Raw genomic sequence first — 15,549 nt, 5'->3', positions numbered from 1 at the left:
CCAGTGCGGCCGGTCGCCCTTCGGCGTAGGTGCTCAGTCGATCGACGCGGTGCGCCGTACCGCGGCCAGCGGATCGGCGTAGAGGACGCTCAGCGAGGTCACCACCGCGGCGTATTCCTGGACCTTGCCGCCGAATCCGCTGATCCGGATATCGGTGGGCGGCAGCGAGGAACCCTGGTTGAACGCGCGGGCGACATGCGCGACCGCGGGCCGGTAGCCGGTGAAGGCCTGCCCCCCGAGGATCACTCGATCGGGGTTGAGCATGTCGCGCACCATCGCCACGGTGTGGCCGAGGATGGTGGCCCGTTCGGCGAGCAGTTCCCGCGCGGACTCCGAACCCGCTTCCGCGGCCCGGTGCAGGTCGGCGATGGTCGAACCCGCGGTGCCGTTGTACGCCGGGATGATGCCGCGGCCGACGGCCCTGGAGTGCAGCGACCGATCGCCGACGGTCACCTCCAAGCAGCCGCGCCGTCCGCAGGGGCATTCGACGTCCGAGCCGGTGGGCAGATGCGCGATCGAACCGGGGCCGTTGCTCGGCGTGTGCACCCGTCCGTCCAGAGTCACTGCGATGCCTGCGGTTTCACGCACGTAGAAGTACAGGCTGCTGCCCCGCTCGACGCGGGCTTGGTCCTTGGGCTCACCCGTGGGCAGCAACAATTCGGAACCGGCCATCGCCTCCACGTGCGGCGCCACCGAGACGGGCAGCTCCAGCACCTCGCCGAGCACCGAACCGACCTGCGCCCCACGCCATTCCAGCTTCGGATGGTCGACGACGCCGGTGAGCGGGTCGACCCGCCCGCCGATCGCGACACCGGCCCACAGCGCCTTGCGCCGGTGCCAGCGCTGCAGGAACGCCTTCGCGCTGCGTGCCACGGTGGTGGTGGCGAATTCCTGGCCGGTCTGCGGGGTGGCGATGGCCAAACCGCCGAGAATGCGGCCGCGCAGGTCGGCGGCGACGATCTTGGTGACCGCGGCGCCGATGTGGATGCCGATGGTCAGGTAGGCGTCGTGATCGATCTCGAACGGGACGCGGGGGCGTCCGACCGCACCCGAGGCCGTCAGATCGGGGCGCTCGCGCAGCAGGCCTGCCGCGAGCAGTGCGGAGACCTGGCGATTGACCGTGGCGATGCTCAAACCTGTTGTGCGCGCGGCATTGTCACGGGAAACGGGACCGCCGGTGGCGGCCCGCAGCACCGCGGCCGCCGGGTTGTCGGCGATGCGCAGTTCGGGAGCGATAACCGGACGCTGGACGCGGGCACGGCCGGTACCCCTGGAGGCGGAACGTTCAAGGGTAGGAAGGGACATTGTGCAGATCCTTGCTGAAGTCCCGTAAATCAACGGGACATGCCTACATGGGGCGGCGAGGCAGCAAACGAGCGGGAAAACCGGCTCAGCTGCAGCAAGAGAGGCGACACAGTTCGCGCGTCAACGGCAGCCGAAGACCCAGCGCGGCGGTCACGTAAGTGACGCGCAGGAGGTTCGATCGGCCGGCAGACATGTCATTTAAATTAACACCGATATCCATGACACACCAACCCTCGACGCGCCGTTGTGCGCACCAGCACATTGTTTCCCCAGGTCGCAAGCGCACGAAAAGACCCCGTTCCAGCGGAGGTCCGCAGGGACGGAGTCTTTTCACGCGGAAGGATTACTTCGGCGCGACGAACGGCTGATTGATCGTCGTGAAGTACTGGATCGCGGCGGCGACCGCCACCGGAGCGGTGACCAGGATCTGGCCCGCGAGGGTGCCGAGCGCGCCGACGGCGATGATGCCGCCGAGGCAGCCGATGGCCGCGGCCGGGATGAACGCGCCGAACAGGCCGACGATCGCGGCGGAGGCGACGGTCGCGCCCGCGATGCCGCCGAGCACGCAGCCGATGGCGCCGCCCGCCAGCCCGCCGACGAGCGTTCCGATGGTGGCTCCGGCGGCGATCGTGCTGGTCAGACGGGTCCAAGCGGCGACCTCACGGTCGTACTCGGTCTTCCACGGCGCCTTGTCCTCATAGGGAAGGGCGACCGGCTTGTAGACCGCGTGTTCCCGGTCGAACACGGGCGTCAGCGTCGCGGTGCGGCCGGAAACCGCTGCGGCGATCGGGAATTCGAAGTCATCGAGCTGAAACCTCAGCGGCTGCGCTGCGAGGACGGTACCGTTGGAGGCCTTGAGCTCCAGCACCTCGTTCTCGACCACCAGCGAGCCCGCGTCGATTTCGATGATCGACTGGGTATCGGTCGCGTGCGCGGTGAAATTGATCGCGCTTTCCGCACTTTCTTCCGCCGGGGCGGCGCCGGACGTACCAGCGGCCACTCCGGTCGCAATGGTGACCAGCGCCGCCACCACGGCGAGCTTCCTCATCCTCATGTCCTGCAATCCCTCATCTCAGGTGGAGCCCTTCGAGGCAAAGCATCCGGCAGGAACTCCGGCGAAACGAGGAAAAAAAGCATGCAGATTTCAAATAGGCAACCGGCGAGTTACGACTGCTGGACTACTTCGCTTTGGCGGCCGCTTTCGCCTGCTTCTTGAATTCCCTTACCTGCGCGAGGGATTCGGCGTCGGTCACGTCCGCGACCGAACGGCGCGAGCCCTCGTCACCGTAGGCGCCCGCCGCGGCACGCCAGCCGTCCGGCCGGACGCCCCGCTGCTTTCCGAGCAGGGCCAGGAAGATCTTCGCCTTCTGCTCGCCATAGCCGGGCAGGTCCTTCAGTCGCCGCAACACTTCTTTGCCGTCCGGGTCCCCCGCGGTCCAGATGTTCTCCGCTTTGCCGTCGTAGTGCTCGATGACGTAGCGAGCCAGTTCCTGGGCACGCCGGGCCATGGAACGGCCGTAGCGGTGGATCGCGGGCGGCGTCGCGGCGAGTTCCTCGAACTCCTGCGGGTAGGCCTCGGCGATGCGGTGGATGTCGAACCCGCCCATCCGGTCGGCGATCTTCTTCGGGCCGCGGAAGGCGTGCTCCATCGGATATTGCTGGTCCAAGAGCATGCCGAGCAGCGTGGCGAAGTGGTCCTCGGTCAGCAGCCTGTCCGCCTCGGCGTCCTGCGCCAGACACAGCGTGCGCGTCACTGTCCCGCCTCTCCGTATCTTCAGGCCGTCCTGGTAGGTGCCACGAGATCCGCGCTCAGGTCCTGCGTCGGTGCCACATCTGTTCGGGCCTGCCCGACGAGTTACCCATGTACTCATGAAATCGCCCGGTTCATCAACCATAGTGACTCACCTCACAGTGCCTACGCGCGGGTAGATGACCTGCCGCGTAGGCTCCAGGCCATGCCTCAGATGACGGCGACACCGACCAAGACGACGGCAACGGCCAGGGATGGACACGGGCCCATGAACACCCACGCATTGCGCCCCGATCGGTTCGACCGAGCAGGCCAGGACCAGCTCGTCGACGTGCGCGACCTCCAGGCCGCGCTGCCCGGCATCCGCCGCTTGCGCACCTGGGCGCACGAAGCGCTCGCGCTGCGGCCCGGTGAACACGCCGTGGACATCGGCTCCGGCACCGGGTCGGAGGTCATCACGTTCGCCGAGGCGGTAGGCCCGAACGGCAGCGCGGTCGGCGTCGAGCCGGACCCGCAGCTGCTCGCCTCCGCCGAGCGCCGCGCCGCCCAGGCCGGCTCGTCCGCCAAATTCCACTCCGGCGACGCCTACGGCGTGCCGTTCGGCGCGGACAGCTTCGACGCTGTTCTTTGCGAGCGCGTCTTCCAGCATCTGACCGCCCCAGCCCGCGCGGCCAACGAGATCGCGCGCGTGCTCCGTCCGGGCGGACGAGTCGTCGTGGTGGACAGCGATTGGGGCACCGCGATCATGCACCCCGGTGACCGGCAGGTCGTCCGCGAGGTGATCGACACCCTCGTGTCGGCGACCACCAATCCGCTGTCGGGCCGCAGGCTTCCCGGTCTGCTCACCAAGGCGGGCCTGGTGGTCGACGACATCAGCTCGCAGGCCCTGGTGCAGGATCGCAGCGTCGGCGCGGGCTCGCTGGTGACCAGGATCTCGGCGATGGCGGTGGCGCGCGGCGCGATCACCGAGGCGCAGCGCGAGCAGCTGCTCGAGGATCTGGAGCGGGCCGCGGCCACCGGCGACATCCATCTCTCGGTGACCATGTTTGCGGTCCTCGCGCACAAGCCGCACTGACCGGCCGATGGCCGTCGACGTGCTGACCGACATCGCGATCAACCGCTCCCGCGAGCTGGTCGCGGCGTACGCAGCCGATCCGGCGCACGCCCCGGCCTGGTACGCGCGCATCCACAGCGTCACCTGGGAAACCGAGCCGCCGCTGCGCGCCGGGTCGCGGATGACCTTCGTCGCCCACTTCCTCGGCAACCGGCTGACCTACACCTACGAGGTGGTCGACTACGAGCCCGCCAGACGGCTGGTGATGCGCACCGCCCAGGGGCCGTTTCCGATGGAGACGACCTATACCTGGGCCGATACGCCGGAGGGCGGCACCCGCATGACGCTGCGCAACCGCGGCGAGCCGAGCGGCTTCGGGAAACTCGCCGCTCCGCTGCTGGAGGCGGCGATCCGACGGGCCAACCGCGGGGATCTGGCCCGGCTGAAGGAGTTGTTGGAGACCAGGTAGGGCTGCTTCACCCCTGACCGGAGCCACTCTGGACGGCCGTCGAGCACAGCGCGAAGATCGCCCGGCACGGGATCCGTGCCGGGCGATCAGTCGTTCCGGGTCCGCCGCCTACTTGCCGAGCAGCTTCTCGGTGGCCGCCAGCAGCACGCATGTGGCCAGGCCGTCCATCGCCTTCTCCAGCTCGGGCAGCTTGGGGAAGCTCGGCGCGATGCGAATGTTCTTGTCTTCCGGGTCGTTCCGGTAGGGGAAGGCCGAGCCGGCCGCGGTGAGCGCGATGCCCGCTTCCTTCGCGAGCGCGATCACCCGCGCCGCGGTGCCTTCCAGCACGTCCAGGCTGATGAAGTAGCCGCCCTTCGGCTCGGTCCAGGACGCCACCTTGGACGCGCCGAGACGGTCTTCCAGGATCTTCAGCACCAGGGCGAACTTCGGCTCCAGGATGGCGCGATGCTTCTGCATGTGCGCGCGCACGCCGTCGGCGTCGCGGAAGAAGCGCAGATGGCGCAGCTGGTTGATCTTGTCCGGGCCGATACTCTTCTTCGAGGCGTGGCTCAGGTACCACTCCAGGTTCGCGGTCGAACCGCCGATGAAGCTGACTCCCGCGCCCGCGAAGGTGATCTTCGAGGTCGAGGCGAATACCAGCGGTCGGTTCGGGTTCCCGGCTGCCGCGGCCAGGCCGAGCACATCGATCACCGGGGCGGCGGTGTCGGTGAGCGGGTGCACCGCGTACGCGTTGTCCCAGAACAGCCGGAAGTCGGGCGCGGCGGCCGGCATCGAGACCAATTCGCGGACAACGTCTTCGGAGAAGACGACACCGGTCGGGTTGGAGTAGTTCGGCACGGCCCACAGACCCTTGATCTGCGGATCGTTCGCCAGCAGCTCGGCGATGGCGTGGGTGTCCGGGCCGTCGTGGCGCATCGGGATCGGGATCATCTCGAAGCCGAGCGCCTCGGTGATCGCGAAATGCCGGTCGTAACCGGGCGCCGGACACAGGAACTCGAGCGTGTCCTCGGCGGCCCAGCGCCGCTCGGAATCATTGGTGCCGTAGAGCATCGCGTAGCTGATCACGTCGTGCATCAGCTCGAGGCTGGCGTTGTTGCCGGCGAGCAGATTGTCCACCGGGATGCCGAGCAGCTCGCCGAAGATCGCGCGCAGTTCCGGCAGACCGTGCAGGCCACCGTAGTTACGGCAGTCGGTGCCGGTGCCGTCGCGGAAATCGCCGTCGCCGGGCAGGTGCAGCAGGGCGGCGGACAGGTCGAGTTGCTCCGGCGAAGGTTTCCCCCGGGTCAGATCCAGCGTGAGCTTCTCGGTCTTGAGCGTCGCGTAGTTCGCGGACTGGGTCTCGTGCTCGAGCACGAGCTCCTCATGGCTCATCAAACCGATCTGCGTTTGCCGGGGCATCCTGGGCAGCCTTTCAAGCAGCGAGGGGACGATGGTCTGGCCGGACCGATGGGCGGCGGCCGAACAGTTGTCCGTACAGACGCACGTGCATCCGCGGACGGTGTTCACGTTACCCGTGCGGTGGCCGGAATTGGAGGCGTTATCCGAGGGCGGGATGGGTGCCGACCGGACGAGCCCATCCGCATCCCGCACCGGCCCGGGGGAGACCAGGCACCCGCGCGAGACCTGGAAGAAAGGGGACCCCGCGCACCCGGCAGAGCCCGTTGACCCTTGCTGCCTTCCGGCCCTGGGGGAGTTCACAGGATGCGCGCCGCGCGGGATCCGTCGGCCAGTGTAGCGCCTCCGGCCCACAATCCCATCCTCCGGGTCTACAACCGTCCTCGACCAGGCACTTCATCCCTTCGGACGGCCCTATTTGGCGACGGGCCGGGGGCTACCGGTATGCTGCTCCACGGAGGATTCGCCTAGTGGCCTATGGCGCTCGCCTGGAACGCGGGTTGGGTTAACGCCCTCAGGGGTTCAAATCCCCTATCCTCCGCCACGGCAAACGCCCCTGACTCGCAGGTCAGGGGCGTTTTTCGTCGTAGTCGATTCTTGCCACCCGTCCGATCATCACGGCAATCCGCCCGATCCGGCATCAGTGGCGTCGCGCGCTGCGGGCGGCGCACCGAACAGGCCTACTGCGCCCTGTGGCCGCTGTCGCTTCCCATCCAACCCTGGTGGAGATCCCCACCGGGGTTGGACGGAAGTACCGACTCGCCGATGTCGGCACCGACGGTTATCGCCGCGCCCGAGCCGGCTATACGGGCCACGCGGTGCCCGACGTGCGCCATTCGGCGTTATCCCGATCCGGCGGACTTAGGAACGGGCTCGTCCTAACCGGCTCCTACCGTAGGATCATGACCGAAACCGCGAATACCCTTACATCTGAGACACTTTCGCACGACCCAGTCGAACGCTACCGCAGCCAGGGCTTTGTGCACATCCCCGGCGTGCTCGGTGCCGACGAGGTGCGGGAGTTTCTAGCCGATGCGCGGGAACTGCTCGAATCCCACGAGAAGGTGTCCTGGGACGAGGAAGGCGACGGCAACGTGATGGATTGGGTTGCCGCACCGGAGGCGAAGAGCTCGGTGATGCGCAGACTCGCGCTGCATCCCGGCATCACCCGCATCGCGGAAGAGTTGGCCGGACGACCACTTCGGTTGTTCAAAAGCGAATTGCTGCGTAAACGAACCATCGGAGCGACGAGGACACCGCTGCATATCGACAGTCCGGCGTTCCCGATCGCCGGGGCGGATGTGACGCTGACCGCCTGGGTTGCGTTGGTCGACGTGCCGCCGGAGCGCGGCTGCATGACCTTCATCCCTGGCTCACACGTCTGGCCGGAGGGCAGTGGCGCGTCGTCCGCCGAACCGCTCGACGCTCGGCCGGAGTTGCGATGGTGGCCGCAGGTCACCATACCGCTGCGCGCGGGCGACTGCACCTTCCATCATTCCCGAACTGTGCATATGGCCGGGACCAACGAAACCGACACCGCTCGAATAAGTTTGGCGACGGTATACATGGACGCCGCGGCGACCTACCACCCCACACCGGAAGAGACCTATCAGGATGAGGTGGTCGGTATCGAACCGGGGCGGCCGCTCGATACTCCGCGCTACCCACGGGTCGGTCCGACGGGCTGACCGTTCCCACCGGACGCCGTCCTCGCGTGCTCGAGCCGGGGCGGCGTTCGGCGCGACAATCGGAAAAGCCGTTCGCTCTTAGGAACGAAACTGTCCTAAGGCTTTCCTATCGTCGGATTCATGACAAATCCGCCGCAGAGCATCCGTCCCTTCCGCATCGAGATCCCGCAAGCCCAGTTGGATGACCTGCACGAGCGGTTACTCGAGACTCGCTGGCCGGACGAGTTGCCTGGTGTCGGCTGGAGCCGGGGTGTGCCGGTCGACTACCTGAAGGACCTTGCGACGCATTGGCGCACCCGCTTCGATTGGCGAGCGCAGGAAGCGCTGCTCAACGAGCTTCCGCACTTCGTCACCGACGTCGACGGGCAGGCGATCCACTTCCTCCACGTGCGCTCACCGGAAGCGGACGCCACACCGCTGGTGCTGCTGCACGGCTGGCCCGGCGGGTTCACCGACTTCCTCGACGTGATCGGTCCGCTGTCTGATCCCGGTTCGCATGGCGGCGATCCGGCCGACGCGTTTCACCTGGTGATCCCATCCCTGCCCGGTTTCGGCTTCTCCACGCCATTGGCCGGGCCCGGTATGAACGCCGCCAAGATGGCAGCGGCGCTCACACAGGTAATGGCCAGGCTCGGGTACGACCGCTACGGTGTGCACGGCTACGACACCGGTTCGTGGGTCGCCCCGCAGATGGGGAAGGTGGATCCGGACCGGGTGACCGGGGTCCACGTCAACGCCATGATCACCTTCCCGATCGGCACGGAAGGGGAGATGGATGGGCTCAGCGAGGTCGAGCAGCGACGCTGGCAGCGGATGCAGAATTTCAATGACGCCTACCTGCAATGCAATTCGAAGCGGCCACAGACGGTCGCCTTCGGGCTGCACGATTCACCGGTCGGCCAGCTCGCCTGGATCGTGGAGAAGTTCAAGGAGCTGACCATGCCCGAGGACGGGCTGCCGGAGGACAGCATCGACCGTGATCGCATTCTGCTCGATGTGGCGCTGTACTGGTTCACCGGAACGGCGGGCTCAGCCGCCCAGGTCTACTACGAGGAAATCTCCGCGAACGACTGGAGCGCCGCCGAGTGGTCCGGCGACGAGGCCGCCGGACCAGACGGCGACTGGGGCGCCGAGCAATCAGGGGCCGAGCATTCGGACGGCGACTGGGGCGACGGCGCAGCGGACTGGCCGACCGCAGCACGCGCAACGGTACCGACCGGTGTCCTGGTCTCGGCCCACGACGTGACCATTCGCCGGTGGGCCGAACGTGACCATCACATCGTGCAGTGGACCGAGCTGGACCGCGGCGGGCACTTCCTGGCCATGGAAGAACCGCAGGCAGTGGTGGACGACCTGCGCACGTTCTTCCGGAAGCTGGGCTGACATGGGCGCCCGCGGGCCCGGACGACACCCGAGTTCCGGGGTGCTGAGCTCGCGGGCGCTCAACCGTGCGCTGCTCGAGCGGCAACTGCTGCTGCGTCGCGAGATGAAACGCAGAGGGGCGCAGGCCGGCTATCCGATCAGTCTTCAACGGACCGAATCACAGTGGTTCCGTCAAGACTGCGCACCCGATACTCGCCCGGGCCAGGTATCGGGGCATCGATGATTCGAGCCAGCCGCCGGATCAGTTCCACGGGGTCAACGCCCATCCGGTCACGCAGCTCGACGGTCGCGATGGAGTCGGGGTCGGGGTCGGGGTCGGCGAGAATGCGGCGATAACGACGTGCTCGACGTCCGCCCATCCGTCACCGCGGTCCGTGCAAGCTTCTCGGCGTCGGCGAGCAGCTGCTCGTACATGGGTGCTCGCATGATCGGGCTTCGCCATCACTCCACCTTCCCGTCACATGGTCAGGAATGGTCACCATTCCCGACCCGGCATTACCGCGACCGCGGTCGAGAACGGGCATCGGCAGGGGATGTCGGCGGATTCGATTGCTACGGCTTGCCGGTCTACTTCTCCAGCTTCGCCAGCATCCAACTGCCGACGGCGTACATGTCGTCAGCGGGGATGGCTCGCGTGTAGTGCAGCGGTGGGGTTATCCATCGGATCCGACGCCATCCACTGGCCGGACGGATTACCCATCCGCCGTATTCACGGCGAAGGTGCCACTGATTCTCTCCGGTGTAGCCGGGCGCGCGAGGGACGCCCCGGACCCAGAGGTACAGGGTCTGACGCAACCAGAGCCGGCGAGTCGACCATGTGACAGGGCCGCTGCTGAGGTAGAGCAGCTTCACGGGGCCAACCGTGGTTCGCGTGGATGAACTGGAACGAGTTGGACATTATGACGGGCCGCGTATGGTCGGTTCTGCGCGATCCCGACAAGGCGACCGCACCGCTCAACCGCGCTCTCGATTCATATCCGGATCAATGGTTCAGGGACAAAGCCCTGTACCTGACTTGGCTGGCCGACGCTCACCTCGACGCGGGCAACCCCGAGGAGGCGATGGCGATCACGGAAAACGCTCTTGCTTCCGCCGAAAAGGTAGCGTCAGTCCGGCCGCTGGCTCGCGTACAGCAGGTTGCACAACGTGTCGCCGGGATACCTGGCGGCGCCCAACTCTGGTCACGCGCTCGAACAGCCAGGGCCCCTATTCCGACGCGTTTGTAGAGCGGGCCACCCAGCGCCCGTATTCTTCTGGGTACCACTCGATCGGTTGGCCCACCAACTCCGGGTTGTCCCAGGGATGCAGTTCTTTGACTCGTTCCGCGAGTTTGTCTCGCGTAGCCTCAGAGGTACGCAGCTCGACACGCCACTCCTGGCCTTCGCCGAGTTCGCCGAGATGCCAGAACACCGACTTGATGGGGCCCGTGATGGACGCCCCGGCCGCCAACCGCTCGGACACCACGGCGCGGGCGATCTTTTGGGCTACTTCCTCGGTCGGGGTGGTCGTTGTCACGGACCACACACTCGGGATTGCCATCAAGCCAGCCTAGCGAGGGGCACACGATGGGGCTTCGTTATCCGATGCAAGTTCGCCGCAGAGGACGAAACGGCAGGTACCGGCGTCGAGCCTCTACGCGGCTTGGCATCTGCGCCGGACCGCGTCGCGAAGAAGCCGGCGAGGTGTACAACCGTACCGTAGAGTTCGGCGCGGTCGTCGAATTGCGGGAGCGGATGCGGCCGCTGGTTGCCGCGACAACATAGGAGCACATCTGCATGGTGCGTATCGGCGTCACGGGGCACATGAACATCACCGAGTCGACAGCACCGTTGGTGTACGACGCGGTGCGTGTGCTGCTGGACGAGCACGATCCGAGCGAACTGGTCGGAGTGAGCTGTATTGCGCGCGGTTCCGATTCGGTGTTCGCGCGGGCGGTGCTGGATGCGGGTGGGCGGATCGAGGTGGTGTTGCCGTCCCGGAACTACCGCGAGCGGAAGGTGAAACCGGATCACGCCGAGCTGTTCGACGAGCTCGTGAAGAACGCGGCCGAAGTGCGTGTGATGGATTTCGACGACGCGGGCCGTGCAGCGTACGAAGCGGCCAACGATGCCGTGGTGGGGTCGGTCGATCGACTGATCGCCGTGTGGGATGGCGATGCCGGGCAGAAGGCGGGCACCGGGACGGTGGTCGAACTCGCGCGTGTGCGGGGGGTGCCGGTTGATGTCGTGTGGCCGGAAGGCGCCGCACGGGACTGACCCCTCCACCGTTCGGATTCCCTCCCGAGTAGCCGGACGAGCCGGATTCGCCCGATCTAGGCTGTGCGACTTCCCATTCCGATGGAATGATCGTCCCCGTGACTCAGTGGCTCCCGCTTTTCGGTTCTCTCGTCGTCGGCATTGCGGTCTTGGTCGGCGTGCTGGTCAACAACCGCGCCAACCGGGCGGCGGTCACCGCCGCGGACGAGCGGAACCGGGTCACCTTGGACGCGGCGCAGCGCAACGTGGAGTTGACGAACGCGGCGGCCGACCGGCGCGAGGTGGACAAGTGGCGGCGGGAGTCGGTGCTGGCGGCGGTCTCGTCCGTGCTGGCCATCTCGAGCGACGTCCGCCGGCAGTTGTTGCACTGCGATCGCTGGGAGGCGGAGGAACTGGATCAGCTCGACGAGGAGGTCCGGCAGGCCATCGCCGGTTCGCGGGATTTCATCAGCACCTTGCGCGTGGTGGCGCACCGCAAGATCCCCAATCGCTGCGAGGACCTGATGCGGACGCTCACCGCGGCGCTGAACATCAGCCTGCAACGCCGCCGGATCGAACTCGACGGCGAGGCCACCGCCGAAGAGATCACCGAGATCCAGGCGCTGTGGTCGCGGGCGATCGAGAACACCGTCGAGGAGGAGCGCTCGGTCATCAACGTCACCCGGCTGGAACTGGAGATCAAGATCTCCGCCGAGGTCCACCAGGCCACGCCCCAGCCGGCCCTCGCCCGTTCCTGACCGGCGCGCGAACGAGCGTCACGCCGGAGCGGAACCCACCCCGGTGCGATGCGCCTCCAGCAGCGCGGCGTGGAGGTGACCGGCGTAGGCGTCGAGATCCGGCAGGACCGCCGGATCGGCGTGCAGGGAGACGGTGACGGTGTCACCGAGTCCGTGCACGCCGTGGGTCAGGTGCATGACGGAGCCGATCGACGGAAATCCGGCGGTGAACCGCACCGGCCCGCCACCGAAGGACAGGTCGGCCGGCCCACGGTCGACACTGGAGACGACAGTGTGCCCCGCTATCGAGCCGGGAACGGTATCGAGGGGATAGCGGTCGACGTCCCGCCGCAGCATGAAGGCGGGAATCGTCGCGGTGACCCTGTCCTGCGCCGACAGCAGTGGGTGTCGCGCACGGACCCGCCGTTCGGCGAGCGCCGCGGCGATCTTGTCGGCGCGCAGACGTAGATCGGGTTCGTCGACGAACAGGTCGACTCCGAGACTGCGATAGTTGTTGCGTGGACTGGTGGCCTCGGCCAGGGCCATCGGGACCTGTGCACCGAGACGCTCCACCGGCTCGCCCCGGTCGGCCAGGTAGCGGGCGAGCGCCACCGATACCGCGGTCAGGACGACGACAGTGACCGTACGACCGGGCACCCGCAACTCTCCGGCCGGAAACACCAGCATCCGAGCTTCGTGCCGCGAGATCCCCTCCGCCGCCGTACGATTCAGCACGGTCGGCGGGAAACCTGGCCCCGGCGGCGGCAATTCGCCCGCCTCGGTCAACGCCGCAAGCCGCTGCTGGGCTCGAAAGGCCTGGTAGCCACGTACCGCTGTCGCGGCCAGCCGGGCCGGAACACGCAGGAGACCGACCGCCGAATCGACCAGCACGCTTGCCGGGAGCGCGCTTCTCCCCATCGCATCCCCGAGGGTCCGCACACGCACCACCGTCGAGCCGACCCGAACTCGCACCGACGACCCGCTCGCCGACACCGAGTCCGCCTCGGTCCGCTCACGGGCAATCGCGGTCCAGCCGACCCCTCGCGGATCAGCGAATTCCTCCTGCGCGGACATCTCCGGGACCGATTGATCCGCGCACCGAGCCCGGCCACCCGAACGCTCGGCACCTGCGGCATCAGTGGCACTGTCGCCGGCCGGTCCCCCACCGGGGCCTGACACGCCAGTACGGCTTTCGTGTTCGTCGGAAAGGTTGCCCGCCCCGCCGAACAGCGCACGCGCGATCACCGAGGCCCGCCGGCCGTCGGCCAGCGCGTGGGACATCTGGAGCACCGCCACGAGCGCCGGCTCACCCACAAGCCCTGGCGCGTCGGCGATCGAGCGAAACAGATGCAGCCGCCACGGGTGCACCGCGGCGTCGACACCGGTGCCGAGCAGCTCGCCGAGAGCCTCCAGCAGGTTCGACCAATTACGTTCCGGCAGTTCGTGTTCCACGATTTGCTCGACGGCGAATTCAGATCGCGTCCAGATCGGGTAATCGATGTCCCCGGGCAGTTCGCGCAGCCGGACTCGCAGGTCCGCGATCCGCGCACTGCGTTCGGCAACGGACGCGCGCAGTTCCTCGATGGGCAGTCCGCGATCGGCGAAGCAATACAGCAGAAAAAGGTCGTTTCGCGTGCGTGCGGACAGCCAATACATCGTCGCGTCCTGCGGTGCCATCGCGCTCACAGTAAAACGATATCGACTCGGATTCGGCGGCGTCCGGCGAGCCCGAGGCAATGTGAATGATCTTGTTCCACATATCGCCCGGAAAACGCCATCGATTCCGGCACCCAGCTCTGCTACCGTCTGTAGTAGAACGGATACCACTCACCCAGGCGGGGTGTCGGCCATGGCTGTAGATCTAGCTCGCACAATTGCCAAGCAAGCCGATGAGGCGGACGAACGGTATAAGGCCGCGGCGTTCGTGAAGCGGTCGATCAACAAGGTCTTCCCGACACACTGGTCGTTCCTGCTCGGCGAGATCGCCCTCTACAGCTTCATCATCCTGCTGCTGTCGGGCGTCTACCTGACCCTGTTCTTCGACCCCTCCATGACGGAGGTCGTCTACAACGGCGCCTACCAGCCGCTGCGCGGCGTGACCATGTCGCGGGCGTACGAGACGGCGCTCAACCTCTCCTTCGAGGTGCGCGGTGGCCTGTTCGTCCGCCAGGTCCACCACTGGGCGGCCCTGCTGTTCGCGGCGTCGATCATCATCCACCTGTTCCGCATCTTCTTCACCGGCGCGTTCCGCAAGCCGCGTGAGGCGAACTGGGTGATCGGTTCGCTGCTGCTGATCCTGGCGATGTTCGAAGGGTTCTTCGGATACTCGCTGCCCGACGACCTGCTGTCGGGCACCGGCCTGCGGGCGGCGTTCTCGGGTATCACGATCTCCATCCCGATCATCGGCACCTGGATGCACTGGCTGATGTTCGGCGGCGACTTCCCCGGCGAGATCATCATCCCCCGCTTGTATGTGGCGCACGTACTGCTCTTCCCCGGCATCATCCTGGCGCTGATCGCGGCGCACGTGGCGCTGGTGTGGTACCAGAAGCACACCCAGTTCCCCGGCCCCGGCCGCACCGAGAACAACGTGGTGGGCGCGCGGATCGTGCCGGTGTTCGCCGCCGATCAGGGCGCGTTCTTCGCCTTCACCCTCGGCATCGTGGGCATCATGGGCGGTCTCTTCCAGATCAATCCGATCTGGAACCTGGGGCCGTACAACCCGTCGCAGGTATCGGCGGGTTCGCAGCCGGACATGTACATGATGTGGACCGACGGCATGGCCCGGTTGATGCCGCCGTGGGAGCTGTACCTCGGCCGTTACACCGTGCCCGCCGTGTTCTGGGTCGCCGTGCTCATGGGTTTGGTGTTCACCGTGCTGATCGCGTACCCGTGGATCGAGAAGCGGCTGACCGGCGACCGAACCGCACACCATAACCTGCTCCAACGTCCCCGCGACGTACCGGTGCGCACGGCGATCGGCGCGATGGCGATCGCGTTCTACGTCGTGCTCACGCTGTCGTGCGTCAACGACATCATCGCGTACAAGTTCGACATCTCGCTGAACGCGACAACTTGGGCAGGCCGCATCGGCATCTTGCTCGCCCCGCCGCTCGCCTACTTCCTGGCCTACCGCATCTGCCTCGGCCTGCAGCGCAGTGACCGCGCGGTGCTCGAGCACGGGGTGGAGACCGGCGTGATCAAACGCTTGCCGCATGGTGAGTACATCGAGGTGCACCAGCCGCTCGGCCCGGTGGACGCGCATGGTCACCCGCTCCCGCTGGAATACCAAGGCGCACCCGTGCCGAAGAAGATGAGCAAGTTGGGCGCGGCGGGCAAGCCGGGCACCGGCAGCTTCCTGCGCGCTGATCCGCGCGAGGAGAGCGTGCGGCACTTCGAGCTCGAGCACGAAGAAGAACGCAGGCAGCTCACCGTGTTGCGCAAGATCCAGGAACGGGCGAACGGCAACGGAAACGGAAACGGCTCCGCCCACTGAGGATTCGCCGGCACACCCGTCCGGAAAACCGCGAAGGC

14 protein-coding genes, 1 tRNA gene and 1 other RNA gene are annotated in these 15,549 nt (G+C 67.0%); 9 read left to right on the top strand and 7 right to left on the bottom strand.

Going from position 1 to position 15,549, the window contains the following annotated elements; all coding sequences use genetic code 11:
* Positions 1-33: 33 nt before the first annotated feature.
* The 3 genes from ACWEKR_RS22960 to ACWEKR_RS22950 form a co-directional block, all read right to left on the bottom strand.
* The gene (locus tag ACWEKR_RS22960; RefSeq protein WP_452356191.1) at positions 34-1,305 is read right to left on the bottom strand and encodes an ROK family protein; all 1,272 of its coding nucleotides are present in this window, start codon (positions 1,303-1,305) and stop codon (positions 34-36) included.
* 343 nt (positions 1,306-1,648) lie between these two features.
* Entirely contained in the window at positions 1,649-2,359 is a 711-nt protein-coding gene (locus ACWEKR_RS22955; protein ID WP_452356190.1) for a hypothetical protein, read from the bottom strand.
* Positions 2,360-2,483: 124 nt separating this feature from the next.
* On the bottom strand, positions 2,484-3,059 hold the full coding sequence (locus tag ACWEKR_RS22950; protein WP_452356189.1) for an HhH-GPD-type base excision DNA repair protein: 576 nt from the start codon (positions 3,057-3,059) through the stop codon (positions 2,484-2,486).
* A 264-nt stretch (positions 3,060-3,323) separates the two neighbouring features.
* On the opposite strand from ACWEKR_RS22950, the gene ACWEKR_RS22945 reads away from it, so the two are divergent.
* The gene (locus ACWEKR_RS22945; protein ID WP_195085153.1) at positions 3,324-4,130 is read left to right on the top strand and encodes a methyltransferase domain-containing protein; all 807 of its coding nucleotides are present in this window, start codon (positions 3,324-3,326) and stop codon (positions 4,128-4,130) included.
* A gap of 7 nt (positions 4,131-4,137) precedes the next feature.
* On the top strand, positions 4,138-4,578 hold the full coding sequence (locus tag ACWEKR_RS22940; RefSeq protein WP_452356188.1) for an SRPBCC family protein: 441 nt from the start codon (positions 4,138-4,140) through the stop codon (positions 4,576-4,578).
* Between the two features lie 108 nt (positions 4,579-4,686).
* On the opposite strand, the gene ACWEKR_RS22935 is transcribed toward ACWEKR_RS22940, so the two are convergent.
* The gene (locus ACWEKR_RS22935; RefSeq protein WP_357435460.1) at positions 4,687-5,976 is read right to left on the bottom strand and encodes an aminotransferase class I/II-fold pyridoxal phosphate-dependent enzyme; all 1,290 of its coding nucleotides are present in this window, start codon (positions 5,974-5,976) and stop codon (positions 4,687-4,689) included.
* Between the two features lie 231 nt (positions 5,977-6,207).
* An RNA gene (gene ffs / locus ACWEKR_RS22930) (signal recognition particle sRNA small type) lies at positions 6,208-6,302 on the bottom strand.
* A gap of 127 nt (positions 6,303-6,429) precedes the next feature.
* Here ffs and ACWEKR_RS22925 point away from each other — a divergent pair.
* The 4 genes from ACWEKR_RS22925 to ACWEKR_RS22910 all read left to right on the top strand — a co-directional run bounded on the left by ACWEKR_RS22925 (position 6,430) and on the right by ACWEKR_RS22910 (position 10,270).
* Positions 6,430-6,517, top strand: a tRNA-Ser gene (locus ACWEKR_RS22925).
* A 178-nt stretch (positions 6,518-6,695) separates the two neighbouring features.
* Positions 6,696-7,661, top strand: a complete 966-nt coding sequence (locus ACWEKR_RS22920) for a phytanoyl-CoA dioxygenase family protein (RefSeq protein WP_452356187.1) — start codon at positions 6,696-6,698, stop codon at positions 7,659-7,661.
* 120 nt (positions 7,662-7,781) lie between these two features.
* Positions 7,782-9,044: an epoxide hydrolase family protein gene (locus ACWEKR_RS22915; RefSeq protein WP_452356186.1), complete on the top strand. Its 1,263-nt coding sequence runs from the start codon at positions 7,782-7,784 to the stop codon at positions 9,042-9,044.
* An 875-nt stretch (positions 9,045-9,919) separates the two neighbouring features.
* A complete protein-coding gene (locus tag ACWEKR_RS22910; RefSeq protein WP_452356185.1) occupies positions 9,920-10,270 on the top strand; it encodes a tetratricopeptide repeat protein in 351 nt (116 codons plus the stop codon).
* On the opposite strand, the gene cutA is transcribed toward ACWEKR_RS22910, so the two are convergent.
* A complete protein-coding gene (gene cutA / locus ACWEKR_RS22905) occupies positions 10,251-10,559 on the bottom strand; it encodes a divalent-cation tolerance protein CutA (protein WP_452356184.1) in 309 nt (102 codons plus the stop codon). The genes ACWEKR_RS22910 and cutA overlap by 20 nt on opposite strands.
* 335 nt (positions 10,560-10,894) lie before the next feature.
* Here cutA and ACWEKR_RS22900 point away from each other — a divergent pair, with 335 nt between their 5' ends.
* Both ACWEKR_RS22900 and ACWEKR_RS22895 read left to right on the top strand, forming a co-directional pair.
* The gene (locus tag ACWEKR_RS22900; protein WP_452356183.1) at positions 10,895-11,299 is read left to right on the top strand and encodes a hypothetical protein; all 405 of its coding nucleotides are present in this window, start codon (positions 10,895-10,897) and stop codon (positions 11,297-11,299) included.
* Positions 11,300-11,397: 98 nt separating this feature from the next.
* Entirely contained in the window at positions 11,398-12,036 is a 639-nt protein-coding gene (locus tag ACWEKR_RS22895; protein ID WP_452356182.1) for a hypothetical protein, read from the top strand.
* Positions 12,037-12,054: 18 nt separating this feature from the next.
* Here the strand turns inward: ACWEKR_RS22895 and ACWEKR_RS22890 are convergent, their stop codons facing one another.
* Positions 12,055-13,692 (bottom strand): WS/DGAT domain-containing protein, encoded by a 1,638-nt coding sequence (locus tag ACWEKR_RS22890; RefSeq protein WP_452356246.1) that lies wholly within the window; start codon positions 13,690-13,692, stop codon positions 12,055-12,057.
* Positions 13,693-13,864: 172 nt separating this feature from the next.
* Here ACWEKR_RS22890 and qcrB point away from each other — a divergent pair, with 172 nt between their 5' ends.
* Positions 13,865-15,511 (top strand): cytochrome bc1 complex cytochrome b subunit, encoded by a 1,647-nt coding sequence (qcrB, locus tag ACWEKR_RS22885; protein WP_452356181.1) that lies wholly within the window; start codon positions 13,865-13,867, stop codon positions 15,509-15,511.
* Positions 15,512-15,549 lie beyond the last annotated feature (38 nt).

It is taken from the genome of Nocardia sp. NPDC004573 (assembly GCF_053602135.1).
Note: the sequence above shows the minus strand (reverse complement) of the source record. Positions and strands in the feature narration are given on the sequence as shown.

Coding starts and splice junctions, on each gene's coding strand:
- ACWEKR_RS22960 (WP_452356191.1), bottom strand. CDS start 1,305: ATGTCCCTTCCTACCCTTGAACGTTCCGCCTCCAGGGGTACCGGCCGT.
- ACWEKR_RS22955 (WP_452356190.1), bottom strand. CDS start 2,359: ATGAGGATGAGGAAGCTCGCCGTGGTGGCGGCGCTGGTCACCATTGCG.
- ACWEKR_RS22945 (WP_195085153.1), top strand. CDS start 3,324: ATGAACACCCACGCATTGCGCCCCGATCGGTTCGACCGAGCAGGCCAG.
- ACWEKR_RS22940 (WP_452356188.1), top strand. CDS start 4,138: ATGGCCGTCGACGTGCTGACCGACATCGCGATCAACCGCTCCCGCGAG.
- ACWEKR_RS22935 (WP_357435460.1), bottom strand. CDS start 5,976: ATGCCCCGGCAAACGCAGATCGGTTTGATGAGCCATGAGGAGCTCGTG.
- ACWEKR_RS22915 (WP_452356186.1), top strand. CDS start 7,782: ATGACAAATCCGCCGCAGAGCATCCGTCCCTTCCGCATCGAGATCCCG.
- ACWEKR_RS22910 (WP_452356185.1), top strand. CDS start 9,920: ATGAACTGGAACGAGTTGGACATTATGACGGGCCGCGTATGGTCGGTT.
- ACWEKR_RS22890 (WP_452356246.1), bottom strand. CDS start 13,692: ATGGCACCGCAGGACGCGACGATGTATTGGCTGTCCGCACGCACGCGA.
- qcrB (WP_452356181.1), top strand. CDS start 13,865: ATGGCTGTAGATCTAGCTCGCACAATTGCCAAGCAAGCCGATGAGGCG.